Genomic DNA, 13220 nt, shown 5'->3' on the forward strand with positions numbered 1-13220 from the left:
GGTGCAAAGGGCCCCCACCGCGGACCTACGTACGGGCACGTACCCCCGTAAGCGCCGTCACCACCGGATCCAGCGCCTCGTTGATCTCGTCCCCGATCGACCGGAAGAACGGCAGCGGGGCGCCGTAGGGGTCGAAGACCTCGTCCGCCTCCGCGGTGGGGGCCAGAAGCCACCCGCGTAGCGCGGCAGCCGCCCGTACCAGGGCGCGTGCGCGCTCGATCACTCCCTCCTCCAAGGGTGGGAGCGTCGCCGGATCTATGGCCCGTACCAGCCGGGTGAACTCCTTCAAGGTGAAGGTGCGCAGGCCCGCCGAGTGGCCCATGGAGATGACCTGGGCGCGGTGGTCGCGGGTGGCGGTGAGGACCAGGTCGGCGCGGATGACGTGGTCGTCGAGGAGTTCGCGGCCGACGAAGCCGGAGGGGTCCGCGCCGTAGTCGGTGAGGACCGTGGCGGCGTTGGTCTCCATGGGCGCGCCCTCGTGCCCCCAGGTGCCCGCGCTCTCCACGATCAGGCCGCCCCACAGGGGGTCGCCGAGCCGGTCCGCGAGGGCATGGCGGGTCAGCCGCTCGGTGATCGGCGAGCGGCACACATTGCCGGTGCTGACGTGGAGGATGCGGAAGGACCCCCTGGGAGAACCGTTGGCCCCCGTGATCCCCGTGCCTATGCCACGCCCCGCGTCAGGGGCTGTCAATTCGCCACCTCGAGGTCGGGGACGACCTTCCGGAGCTCCTCGGCCGACAGTGCCCCCTCGCGCAGCAGCACGGGCACCTTGCCGGTCACGTCGACGATCGAGGAGGGGACGATGCCGGGGGTCGGGCCGCCGTCCAGGTAGACGGAGATGGAGTCGCCGAGCATCTCCTGCGCGGCGTCACAGTCCTCCGGCGAGGGATGGCCCGTCAGGTTGGCGGAGGAGACGGCCATCGGGCCGACCTCGGTGAGCAGTTCGATGGCGACGGGGTGCAGCGGCATGCGCACGGCGACGGTGCCACGGGTGTCCCCCAGGTCCCACTGGAGGGACGGCTGGTGCTTGGCGACGAGGGTGAGCGCACCCGGCCAGAACGCGTCGACCAGCTCCCAGGCCATCTCGGAGAAGTCCGTGACCAGGCCGTGCAGGGTGTTCGGGGAGCCGATGAGGACAGGGGTGGGCATGTTGCGGCCCCGGCCCTTGGCGTCGAGGAGATCGGCGACGGCCTCCGAGGAGAACGCGTCGGCGCCGATGCCGTACACCGTGTCCGTCGGGAGGACGACCAGCTCGCCACGGCGGACGGCGGACGCGGCTTCACGCAGACCGGTGGTGCGGTCGGTCGCGTCATTGGTGTCGTATCGCCGTGCCATTTAGCGGGCCTCCTCGTACACGTACTGCTGCCTGGGGAACTCGATGCGCGTGCTCACGGCATCGCCTTGCGGGCGGTCGCGAACCGCGGCCGCTTGTTGAGGTCCGGGTGGTCGGCCGCGTCGGCCCAGCCCCGCTCCTCGGTGAAGATCCACGGCACCTGCCCGCCCTGGGTGTCGGCGTGCTCGACGACGACGACGCCACCGGGGCGCAGCAGACGGTGAGCGGTGCGCTCGATGCCACGGATCAGGTCGAGGCCGTCCTCCCCCGAGAACAGGGCGAGTTCGGGATCGTAGTCCCGGGCCTCCGGCTGGACGTACTCCCATTCCGTGAGCGGGATGTACGGCGGGTTGGAGACGACCAGGTCGACATGGCCGTCGAGGTCGGGGAAGGCCTCCAGGGCGTCTCCCTGGCGGAGGTCGACCCTGGACCCCGCGACGTTCTTGCGCGTCCACTGGAGGGCGTCCTCGGACAGCTCAACGGCGTGCACACGGGAGCGCGGGACCTCCTGCGCGAGGGCGAGCGCGATGGCGCCGGAGCCCGTGCACAGGTCGACGATCAGGGGCTCCACGACGTCCATGGCGCGTACGGCGTCTATGGCCCAGCCGACGACGGACTCGGTCTCCGGGCGCGGCACGAACACCCCTGGCCCGACCTGGAGTTCCAGATACCGGAAGTAGGCGCGTCCGGTGATGTGCTGGAGCGGCTCACGGGCCTCGCGGCGCGCGATCACCTCCCAGTACCGGGCGTCGAAGTCGGTGTCCTTGACGGTGTGCAGCTCGCCCCGCTTCACGCCGTGCACGAAGGAGGCGAGCTCCTCCGCGTCGTTACGCGGCGAGGGCACGCCGGCGTCGGCCAGCCGCTGGGTGGCCTGGGCCACTTCCGCGAGCAGCAGGTTCACGCTGGTCCTCCGGGCTGAGCTGTTGTCGTGAACGTCGGTGGGGCCTTACACGGCTGTTCTACGCGGCGGCGAGCTTCGCGGCCGAGTCCGCGTCGACGCAGGCCTGGATCATCGCGTCCAGGTCACCGTCGAGGACCTGATCCAAGTTGTACGCCTTGAAGCCGACCCGGTGGTCCGAGATGCGATTCTCCGGGAAGTTGTACGTACGGATCTTCTCGGAGCGGTCGACGGTGCGGACCTGGCTGCGGCGGGCGTCCGCGGCCTCCCGTTCCGCTTCCTCCTGCGCCGCGGCGAGGAGCCTGGAGCGCAGAATACGCATCGCCTGCTCCTTGTTCTGCAGCTGGCTCTTCTCGTTCTGACAGGAAGCGACGACTCCGGTGGGAATGTGCGTGATGCGCACCGCGGAGTCGGTGGTGTTGACGGACTGACCGCCGGGCCCCGAGGAGCGGTAGACGTCGATACGCAGGTCGTTGGCGTGGATCTCGACGTCGACCTCCTCGGCCTCGGGCGTGACGAGCACACCGGCGGCGGAGGTGTGGATGCGGCCCTGCGACTCGGTCGACGGCACGCGCTGTACGCGGTGCACCCCGCCCTCGTACTTCAGCCGCGCCCAGACACCCTGGCCGGGCTCGGTCGCGCCGTTGCCGCCCTTGGTCTTCACGGCGACCTGGACGTCCTTGTAGCCGCCGAGCTCGGACTCGGTGGCGTCGATGATCTCGGTCTTCCAGCCGACGCGCTCGGCGTAGCGCAGGTACATGCGCAGCAGGTCGCCTGCGAAGAGGGCCGACTCGTCGCCGCCCGCGCCCGCCTTGACCTCGAGGATGACGTCCTTGTCGTCGTTAGGGTCGCGCGGGACCAGCAGCAGCCGGAGCTTCTCCGTCAGCTCTTCGCGCTGCTTCTCCAGCTCCTTGACCTCGGCGGCGAAGTCCGGGTCGTCGGCCACGAACTCCTTCGCCGTCTCGATGTCGTCCCCGGTCTGCTTCCAGGAGCGGTACGTCGCGACGATCGGGGTCAGCTCCGCGTAGCGCTTGTTGAGCTTGCGCGCGTTGGCCTGGTCGGCGTGCACCGACGGGTCAGCGAGCTTCGTCTCCAGATCGGCGTGCTCGCCGATCAGTTCCTCGACCGCCTCGAACATCTCCGGCTCCAATGGGCTGCCCCCGGCTCCATCACGGGCTCGGGGACGTAGGTGAAACGAATGGGGGCTGCACCGCAAAGCGCCGGTCCCGGCGCCCCCGTGCAGGGGGCGTCGAGGACCGGCGCTGTGAGGTCGCTACTTCGTGGCAGCGGCAGCCTTGCCGAAGCGGGCCTCGAAGCGGGCCACGCGGCCACCGGTGTCGAGGATCTTCTGCTTGCCCGTGTAGAACGGGTGGCACTCGGAGCAGACCTCGGCACGGACGGTGCCGCTGGAGATCGTGCTACGGGTGGTGAACGACGCGCCACAGGTGCAGCTGACCTGCGTCTCGACGTACTCGGGGTGGATGTCGCGCTTCAAGGTGTCTCCTAGTTTCGGGAGGGCGCCGGGTCGCCGCCGCGGATTGCGGGTGCGTGAACCGGAGCCGACGTACCAGTCTGCCAGGACCGGCCGCATCCCCCAAAACCGGGGGGCGACGTGATCTATTCCCGGCGGTTTCCCGCGCCGCTCGGCTTGCGGTTTCCGGTGGCGCTCGACCTGCGGTTTCCGGTGCCGCTCGACCTGTGGTTTCCGGCCGCTCCGCCCGCGGTTTCCGGTGCCGCTCAGCCCGCGCTGACGACGTCCTTCGCGGTGCCCGTGGCGGTGCCCTCGGTGGCCGACTTCGGGATCACCTGGTCGTTCTTCAGGGCGTCCCAGACCAGCTTGTCCTTGGCCTCGTCGATGAGCACGCGGTTGGCGTTCGCGCTGTCGTACTGGACCGGCATCGTCACCATGGTCATCTTCGAGGAGCTGATGCCCTTGAGGCCGCCCGCGAAGGACACCAGGTCGTTGACGGACTTCAGGTCGGAGTCGGTGGTGATGGCGCTGGTGGCGGTGTCGGCGAGTTCGAGCAGCTTGGTCGGGCTGGTCAGCAGGCCGATGCCCTTTACCTGGTTCATCAGGGCCTTGATGAACGCCTGCTGGAGCTGGATCCGGCCGAGGTCGGAGCCGTCGCCGACGCCGTGCCGGGTGCGGACCAGGCCGAGCGCCTGCTCACCGTCGAGGGTGTGGGTGCCGGCCTTCAGGTTCAGGTGGCTGTCGGGGTCGTTGATGTCCTGGGTAGTGGTGATCTTCACGCCGCCCAGGTCGTCGATGAGCTTCTGGAAGCCGCTGAAGTCGACCTCGATGTAGTGGTCCATGCGGATCCCGCTCATTGACTCGACGGTCTTCACCGCACAGGCGGCGCCGCCGGTGGAGTACGCGGAGTTGAACATGACGTCGGAGGCCGCGTCGTGCGTGACGCCGCCGGCGTCGGTGCAGGAGGGGCGCTCGACGAGGGTGTCGCGGGGTATGGAGACCACGCTCGCCGACTTGTGGCCCTCGTACACGTGCACGACCATCGCCGTGTCCGAGCGGGCGCTGCCGTCGTCGGTGCCGCCGCCCAGCTTCTCGTTCGTGCCGGAGCGGGTGTCGGAGCCCAGGACCAGGATGTTCTCGGAGCCGTTGTCGACCTTCTCCGGCCGGTCGGTGCCGAGGACCTGGTTGATGTCGACGCTCTTGATGTTGCCGTTGAGCTTGAAGTACAGGTATCCGGCGCCGGTGCCGCCCAGCACGACGATGCCCGCCGCTACCCAGGCCATGATCAGCAGGCCCTTGCGGCGCTTGCTGCGGGCCTTGCGGCGGCGGCCCTTCGCGCGGTGGCGCGGGGCGCTGGTGCCGGACTCCCCGGGTATGCCGGGTTCCGGCGTGCTCTCGGCAGGCATGTGCTCCTCAGTCCTTGTTCGGGTCGGTTACCCCCTGCTTTCAGGCTCAGGCCCGGTCCGGCGTGACGACGTGTACCGCTCCATGGTCACTCCGTAGGGTCAGACGGGGAAACTCGGGCAAGGGTTGCACAACGCACTGTGCCCATCCTGTGGGTCGACGCGTACAGAGAGTCACCGGTGAATCCGCGGAAACCCCCGCTCACCTGCGATTTCAGCCGAAGATGCCGTGTTGTTCGAAATCGGCACCGATCTCGGCACTTGTGGCAAAGATCTCGCTGGTCACCGGCCCGGGCCAGACAAAAGGGGCCGGACAAAGGAGGCCAGAGAAAGAGGGCCAGACAAAAAAGGGCCGCCCCCGTCACCTGCGTGACGGGGGCGGCCCTCGGGTTCCGCGGGGTCCGGATCAGTCGTTGCCGTTGCCGTTGCCCGGCGTCGTCTTCGCGATCTGCATCAGGAACTCGGCGTTGGACTTCGTCTGCTTCATCTTGTCCAGCAGGAGCTCGATGGCCTGCTGCGAGTCGAGCGCGTGCAGCACCCGGCGCAGCTTCCAGACGATGGCGAGCTCCTCCGGGTTGAGGAGGATCTCTTCCTTACGCGTACCCGACGGGTCGACGTCGACCGCCGGGAAGATGCGCTTGTCGGCGAGCTTCCGGTCGAGCTTGAGCTCCATGTTGCCGGTGCCCTTGAACTCCTCGAAGATCACCTCGTCCATGCGCGAGCCGGTGTCGACGAGCGCGGTGGCCAGGATGGTCAGCGAACCGCCGTCCTCGATGTTGCGCGCGGCACCGAAGAAGCGCTTCGGCGGGTACAGCGCGGTCGAGTCGACACCACCGGACAGGATGCGGCCGGAGGCGGGGGCGGCGAGGTTGTACGCACGGCCCAGACGCGTGATCGAGTCGAGCAGTACGACGACGTCGTGACCCAGCTCCACCAGACGCTTGGCCCGCTCGATGGCGAGCTCGGCGACCGTGGTGTGGTCCTCGGCCGGACGGTCGAAGGTCGAGGAGATGACCTCGCCCTTCACCGACCGCTGCATGTCGGTGACCTCTTCCGGACGCTCGTCGACCAGGACGACCATCAGGTGGCACTCGGGGTTGTTGACGGTGATCGCGTTGGCGACCGCCTGCAGGATCATGGTCTTGCCGGTCTTCGGCGGGGCCACGATCAGACCACGCTGGCCCTTACCGATCGGCGCGACGAGGTCGATGATGCGGGTCGTCAGCACCCCCGGGTCGGTCTCCAGACGGAGCCGGTCCTGCGGGTAAAGGGGCGTCAGCTTGTTGAACTCCGGGCGGCCACGGCCGGATTCGGCGGCCATGCCGTTCGCGGAGTCGAGGCGGACCAGCGCGTTGAACTTCTCGCGGCGCTCGCCGTCCTTGGGCTGGCGGACCGCGCCCGTGACGTGGTCGCCCTTGCGCAGACCGTTCTTGCGGACCTGGGCGAGGGAGACGTACACGTCGTTGGGACCCGGCAGGTAGCCGGACGTACGGATGAACGCGTAGTTGTCGAGGATGTCGAGGATGCCCGCGACGGGGATCAGGACGTCGTCGTCGGCGACCTGCGGCTCGTTCGGGCCGAAGTCCTCGCGGCCACGACGGCCACGACGGTCGCGGTAACGACCGCGCCGGCCGCGCCGGCCATCGCCGAACTCGTCGTCGTCCTGCGGGCCGTTGTCGCGCTGCGGGCCGCTGTCGCGCTGCGGCCCGTTGTCGCGCTGCTGCCGGTCCTGGCGGTCCTGACGGCCGCCGCCCTGGCTCTGCTGCTGACGGTCCTGGCGCTGCTGACCGCCGCCCTGGGCCTGGCCGCCCTGGCTCTGCTGCTCGTCGGTCTTGGCACCCCGGCGGTCGCGGTCACGGCCACCACGGTCGCGGTCACGACGGTCACGACGGCCCTGCCGGCCGTCGCCGTCAGCCGCGTCGGCCTTGGCCTCGACCAGGGTCTCCGTCTTCGGCTCGCTCTTCGCCTCGGCGGTGATGGTCTCGGGGCTGCCGGCCTCGGCAACGGCCCGGCGACGGCGACGCTCGCCCGCGGGGGCATCATCGCTGGCGGGCTGGCCGGGAATGTCGATCTGCTGCTGGGCCACGGCCTTTTCGGCGACGGGCTGCTCGTCCTTGGCCTCGGCCGCGGCGGACTCAACGCCCGTACGGGCCTTCGAGGTGGCCCGGCGCTTCGGCTTGGTCTCGGCGGTGGCATCGGCCTTCGCCGACGCGCCACCTCCCCCGGCCTGCGCCTCCTTGATGACCTCGATCAGCTGGCTCTTGCGCATGCGCGCGGTGCCCCTGATACCGAGGCCTGACGCGACCTGCTGAAGCTCGGCAAGCACCATGCCGTCAAGGCCGGTACCGCGGCGCCGCCGGGAGCCTGCACCGGAGGCAGGCGCGGCAGAGGCGTCCGTGGCGGGCGCGGCAGCGGTCTCCTCGACACGTGCGCCCATCAGATCGGTGGTGTCGCTCACGAAGGGTCCTTCCCTGGAGCGGACGTCGGCCTGTCTGGCACGGCGACCGGTTTTGCTGTCCGGATTTGGTCCTTTTGGTACGGACCGTGCCGGGGCGGTGGTCCGCCAACGCGGCGGAAGAAATAACTGGTGATGACGGTTCCGGAGCCGTGGCACTGAATTGCGGTGTCATCGGCTCGGTCACGCCGGTTCCGGAGCGTGCTCAACACTGCTCAGCACATAGCACCCAATGCATGGCACAAAGCAGTTTGGGAGGCTCCCGGAAGAATGGGTGTCCCGGACGGGGACGCGAAGCACCTCGCCATGGTGAGGTCGGGTGCAGACTTGAGATTAACACTACCGGATCCAACAAACATTCCCCCTCTCGAAATCCGGTAACCGCGCGCTTCTAATTGACACCGGAGGGTGCGAGCGGCAACACGCTCGCTCCCGTGGCGTCGAGGTCCAGACGATTGGCAGCCCACCCCTGACCTGCGAGGTCAGCGATTTTGTCGGCCGACGCCCCGTCAGCGAGGGCCAGCACCGTGGGACCCGCGCCGGAGATCACCGCGGGGATGCCGTCACCCCGCAGCCGCTCCACCAGCGCGATGCTCTCGGGCATGGCAGGGGCGCGGTAGTCCTGGTGCAACCGGTCCTCGGTGGCGGGCAGCAGCAGGTCGGGACGCCGGGTGAGAGCCTCGACGAGCAGGGCGGCACGGCCCGCGTTGGTCGCGGCGTCGACATGCGGCACCGTGCGCGGAAGCAGACCGCGCGCGGTCTCGGTGAGAACCGGCTTTCCCGGTACGAAAACCACCGGAACGATGGAATCGGCGGGGTCCATCCTGATCGCCCGCGCCGCGCCGGTCTCCATCCAGGAGAGCGTGAATCCGCCGAGCAGACAGGCCGCGACGTTGTCGGGGTGTCCCTCGATCTCGGTGGCGAGTTCGAGCAGGGCCGTGTCGTCGAGTTTCGAGTCCCCGCCTATGGTCACCGCCCGCGCGGCGACGATGCCGGCGCAGATGGCGGCCGACGAGGAACCGAGGCCCCGGCCGTGCGGAATGCGGTTGGCGCAGACGATCTCAAGGCCGCGCGGCTGTCCGCCCAGCAGATCGAAGGCGGTGCGCAGGGAACGTACGAGGAGATGACCCTCGTCGCGCGGCAGCGTCTCGCTGCCCTCACCCGCGATGTCGATGTGCAGCCCGGCGTCGGCCACCCGGACGACCACGTCGTCGTACAGCCCCAGTGACAGGCCGAAGGCATCGAAGCCCGGCCCGAGATTGGCGCTGGTGGCGGGGACGCGCACCCGGACGGCGGCGGCGCGGAAGGCTGGACCGGCCATCGCTCGATGACTCTCCTTGAGCTGCGTGATGTACGAGACCTTGTGCTGCTTGATGTACGAGATGTGCTGCGTGATGTACGAGATTCTCGAAAACGTGCGATACGAACGTGGGACGTCTTGCGATACCGATGTGGGGCGACTGGCGATACAGCTGTGGAACGACTGGCGGTAAGAATCTGGAGCGGCTGGCGGTACGGATGTTGAGACGGCTTGCGCTACGAACCTGACGCGTACGTCAACACCCGAAGGCCACAACAAGGGCGGCACCGCGGCATATGCGGCGGGCGGGTTCAGTACAGCCTATCGAAGACAGGTTCTGTGGCGACATAGGGCGCACAGGAGGCGCACGATGCGTGTCGTAAGCCCCCCGTGCACCCCCTGTCGGGTGTCCCGCCGGGTGTTGCCCGTTTACGCGAGGCCGAGCTGCTCAGCGGCCATGACGGCGTCCACCGGGACGGTCACCGGCTGCGGTGCGCCGGCGACGGCCCAGTCCGGATCCTTGAGCCCGTTTCCAGTGACCGTGCAGACGATCGTCTGGCCCGGGTCGACCTTGCCCTGCTCGGCGGCCTTCAGCAGACCGGCGACGGACGCGGCCGACGCGGGCTCGACGAAGACGCCCTCCTGCGCGGCCAACAGGCGGTAGGCGCGCAGGATCTCACGGTCCGTCACCTCGTCGATGAACCCGCCCGACTCGTCCCGGGCGGCCAGCGCGAACTGCCAGGACGCCGGGTTGCCGATACGGATCGCGGTGGCGATGGTCGACGGGTCCTTGACGACCTCGCCGCGCACGATCGGGGCGGAACCGGAGGCCTGGAAACCCCACATGCGCGGGGTCCGCGCGGCGATGCCGTCGGCGGCGTACTCCTTGTACCCCTTCCAGTACGCGGTGATGTTGCCCGCGTTGCCCACCGGCAGGACGTGGATGTCGGGCGCGTCGCCGAGCATGTCCACGATCTCGAACGCGCCGGTCTTCTGGCCCTCGATGCGCACCGGGTTCACCGAATTGACCAGCGCCACCGGGTAGTTCTCGGACAGCGACCGCGCGAGAGTGAGGCAGTCGTCGAAGTTGCCGTCGACCTGGAGGATCTTCGCGCCGTGCACGAGCGCCTGGCCCATCTTGCCGATCGCGATCTTGCCCCGCGGCACGAGCACGGCACAGACCATTCCGGCGCGTACGGCGTAGGCGGCGGCGCTCGCGGACGTATTGCCGGTGGAGGCGCAGATGACCGCCTTCGCGCCTTCCTCCTTGGCCTTCGAGATGGCCATGGTCATACCGCGGTCCTTGAAGGACCCGGTCGGGTTGGCACCCTCCACCTTGAGGTGGACCTCGCACCCGGTGCGCTCGGAGAGCACCTGCGCGGGCACGAGCGGCGTGCCGCCCTCCCGGAGCGTCACGACCGGCGTGCTGTCGGATACCGGCAGCCGTCCCCGGTACTCCTCGATGATTCCGCGCCACTGGTGGGTCATTGCTGGTTACTCTCCTTCAACCCGCATGATGCTGGCGACACCCCGCACGGTGTCGAGGCTGCGCAGCGCCTCGACGGTCCCGGTCAAGGACGCGTCGGACGCACGATGGGTCACGACGACGAGAGAGGCCTCGCCGCCTCCGTCCTGTCGGCTCTGCTGGCGCACGGTATCGATGGAGACACCGTGCTCGGCGAAGACGGTGGCCACCTGAGCGAGAACACCCGGTTTGTCGGCCACGTCGAGACTGATGTGGTACCGCGTCACGACCTCGCCCATGGACGAGACGGGCAACTGGGCGTACGCCGAGTCGCCGGGCCCGGTCGAGCCGTTGAGCTTGTTGCGACAGACGGCGACAAGGTCGCCGAGCACGGCGGACGCGGTCGGCGCGCCGCCGGCACCCGGCCCGTAGAACATGAGCTGCCCGGCGGCGTCCGACTCGACGAAGACCGCGTTGTACGCGCCGCGCACGGAGGCGAGCGGATGGCTCAGCGGAATCATGGCCGGATGCACGCGCGCGGTGACGGACCCGCCGTCGGCGGCCCGCTCGCAGATGGCGAGCAGCTTGATGGTGCAGCCCATCGCCTTCGCCGAGGCGAAGTCGGAGGAGGTGACCTCGGTCATGCCCTCGCGGTACACGTCGTCCAGGCGCACGCGCGTGTGGAAGGAGATTCCGGCGAGGATCGCGGCCTTGGCCGCGGCGTCGAAGCCCTCGACGTCGGCGGTGGGGTCGGCCTCGGCGTAGCCGAGCGCGGTGGCCTCGTCGAGGGCCTCCTGATATCCGGCGCCCGTCGAATCCATCTTGTCGAGGATGAAGTTGGTGGTGCCGTTGACGATGCCCATCACGCGGTTGATCTTGTCGCCGGCGAGGGACTCGCGCAGCGGCCGGATGAGCGGGATCGCGCCGGCGACGGCGGCCTCGTAATAGAGGTCCTTGCCCTGCTCCTGGGCGGCGGCGTGCAGCGCGGCACCGTCCTGGGCGAGCAGCGCCTTGTTGGCGGAGACGACGGAGGCGCCGTGCTCGAAGGCCGTGGTGATGAGCGTACGAGCGGGCTCGATACCGCCGATGACCTCGACGACGACGTCGATGTCGCCACGCTTGACGAGCGCGGTCGCGTCGGTGGTGATGAGGGTGGGGTCGATGCCCTCACGGACCTTGGCGGGGCGGCGTACGGCGACGCCTGCCAGTTCCACCGGGGCCCCGATCCTGGCGGCGAGATCGTCGGCGTGCGTCGTCATGATGCGCGCCACCTCTGAGCCGACTACCCCACAGCCCAGCAGCGCCACCTTCAGCGGACGCGTACGCATCATCCGACCTCGTTTCCTGTTACGTCACGGTTGGACCAGTCTCACTCACCGGACGGGACTTTCTATCCCATGTCCGGATCGTGAGACGTCCATTTCATTTTTACGGGGCGGTAGACCGAAGATCTTCCGCCACCGGTCTCTCAGCTGGCATCTGTCGGCCGGCGTCTCTCAGCCGACGTCGAGGCGGAGCAAATCCTCCTCCGTTTCGCGGCGGACGATCACCCGGGCCTCGCCGTCGTGCACGGCGACGACCGGCGGGCGGAGTGCGTGGTTGTAGTTGCTGGCCATGGAGCGGCAGTAGGCGCCGGTGGCGGGGACGGCGATGAGGTCACCGGGCGCCAGGTCGGCGGGCAGGAACGCGTCCCGCACCACGATGTCGCCGCTCTCACAGTGCTTGCCGACGACACGGACGAGCATGGGCTCGGCGTCACTCGAGCGCGAGACGAGAGAGACGCTGTACTCGGCGTCGTACAGCGCCGTCCGGATGTTGTCGGACATGCCTCCGTCCACGGAGACGTACGTCCGAAGCCCGTCGAGCGGCTTGATGGTGCCGACCTCGTAGAGAGTGAAGGCGGTCGGACCCACGATGGCGCGCCCGGGCTCCACGGAGATCCGCGGCGTCCGCAGCTTGGCGGCCTCGCACTCGCGGGTGACGATCTCGGTCAGTGCCTTGGCGATCTCGTGCGGCTCGCGCGGGTCGTCCTCGCTGGTGTACGCGATACCGAGGCCGCCGCCGAGGTCGATCTCGGGCAGTTCGACACCGTGCTCGTCGCGGATCTGCTTGAGCAGTCCGATGACGCGGTGGGCGGCCACCTCGAACCCGGAGGTGTCGAAGATCTGCGAGCCGATGTGGCTGTGGATGCCGATGAGTTCGAGCCCGTCGAGCTGGAGGGCACGGCGCGCGGCCTCCGCGGCCTGGCCACCGGCCAGCGGGATCCCGAACTTCTGGTCCTCGTGCGCCGTGGCGATGAACTCGTGCGTGTGCGCCTCCACGCCCACCGTCACCCGGATCTGCACCGGCTGCCGCTTACCGAGGGACTGCGCGATGTGGGCGACGCGGACGATCTCCTGGAAGGAGTCGAGGACGATACGTCCGACACCGTTCTCGACGGCCTTGGTGATCTCTTCGGTGGACTTGTTGTTGCCGTGGAAGGCGATGCGGTCGGCGGGCATGCCGGCGGAGAGGGCGGTGGCGAGCTCACCACCGGAGCACACATCCAGATTGAGCCCCTCCTCGTCCAGCCAGCGCACGACGGCCCGGGACAGGAACGCCTTTCCGGCGTAGAAGACGTCGGCGTCATGCCCGAAGGCGGTACGCCAGGCGCGCGCCCGCGCCCGGAAGTCGGCCTCGTCGATGAAGTAGGCGGGAGTGCCGAACTCCTCGGCGAGCGTGGCCACATCGATCCCGCCGACGCTGACGACTCCGTCTCCGTTACGGGTGACGGTGTGCGCCCAGACCTTCGGGTCGAGGGCGTTGAGGTCCGCGGGCGGGGGGGTGTAGTGCCCTTCGGTCAGAACATCGGCGTGACGGGGCCCGGCGGGGTGTGCGGAACGGCTCATTGTCTGT

11 protein-coding genes are annotated in these 13220 nt (G+C 69.0%); all 11 read right to left on the bottom strand.

The window, feature by feature from the left end; genetic code table 11:
* Window positions 1–25: 25 nt before the first annotated feature.
* Complete coding sequence (locus tag AB0N66_RS30500; protein WP_365441015.1) at window positions 26–691, bottom strand: protein-tyrosine-phosphatase; 666 nt, start codon at window positions 689–691, stop codon at window positions 26–28.
* On the bottom strand, window positions 688–1335 hold the full coding sequence (locus AB0N66_RS30505) for an L-threonylcarbamoyladenylate synthase (RefSeq protein ID WP_365441017.1): 648 nt from the start codon (window positions 1333–1335) through the stop codon (window positions 688–690). The genes AB0N66_RS30500 and AB0N66_RS30505 overlap by 4 nt, the downstream gene beginning before the upstream one ends.
* A 53-nt stretch (window positions 1336–1388) precedes the next feature.
* The gene (gene prmC / locus AB0N66_RS30510; RefSeq protein ID WP_365441019.1) at window positions 1389–2234 is read right to left on the bottom strand and encodes a peptide chain release factor N(5)-glutamine methyltransferase; all 846 of its coding nucleotides are present in this window, start codon (window positions 2232–2234) and stop codon (window positions 1389–1391) included.
* A gap of 58 nt (window positions 2235–2292) precedes the next feature.
* On the bottom strand, window positions 2293–3369 hold the full coding sequence (gene prfA, locus AB0N66_RS30515) for a peptide chain release factor 1 (protein WP_365441021.1): 1077 nt from the start codon (window positions 3367–3369) through the stop codon (window positions 2293–2295).
* Between the two features lie 135 nt (window positions 3370–3504).
* A complete protein-coding gene (gene rpmE, locus AB0N66_RS30520) occupies window positions 3505–3726 on the bottom strand; it encodes a 50S ribosomal protein L31 (RefSeq protein WP_365441023.1) in 222 nt (73 codons plus the stop codon).
* 242 nt (window positions 3727–3968) lie between these two features.
* On the bottom strand, window positions 3969–5108 hold the full coding sequence (locus AB0N66_RS30525; protein WP_365441025.1) for an LCP family protein: 1140 nt from the start codon (window positions 5106–5108) through the stop codon (window positions 3969–3971).
* 403 nt (window positions 5109–5511) lie between these two features.
* Window positions 5512–7563, bottom strand: coding sequence for a transcription termination factor Rho (gene rho, locus AB0N66_RS30530; protein ID WP_365441027.1), 2052 nt, complete (start codon window positions 7561–7563; stop codon window positions 5512–5514).
* A 388-nt stretch (window positions 7564–7951) separates the two neighbouring features.
* A complete protein-coding gene (gene thrB, locus AB0N66_RS30535) occupies window positions 7952–8881 on the bottom strand; it encodes a homoserine kinase (protein ID WP_365441029.1) in 930 nt (309 codons plus the stop codon).
* Between the two features lie 408 nt (window positions 8882–9289).
* Window positions 9290–10348 carry a threonine synthase gene (gene thrC, locus AB0N66_RS30540; protein WP_365441031.1) on the bottom strand — a complete coding sequence of 353 codons (1059 nt, stop codon included), beginning with the start codon at window positions 10346–10348 and terminating at the stop codon, window positions 9290–9292.
* Between the two features lie 6 nt (window positions 10349–10354).
* Window positions 10355–11656, bottom strand: a complete 1302-nt coding sequence (locus AB0N66_RS30545; protein ID WP_365441033.1) for a homoserine dehydrogenase — start codon at window positions 11654–11656, stop codon at window positions 10355–10357.
* Between the two features lie 165 nt (window positions 11657–11821).
* Entirely contained in the window at window positions 11822–13213 is a 1392-nt protein-coding gene (lysA, locus tag AB0N66_RS30550) for a diaminopimelate decarboxylase (RefSeq protein WP_365441035.1), read from the bottom strand.
* Between the last annotated feature and the right edge of the window lie 7 nt (window positions 13214–13220).

Source organism: Streptomyces sp. NPDC093544, from assembly GCF_040683495.1.
Classification (GTDB): Bacteria; Actinomycetota; Actinomycetes; order Streptomycetales; family Streptomycetaceae; genus Streptomyces.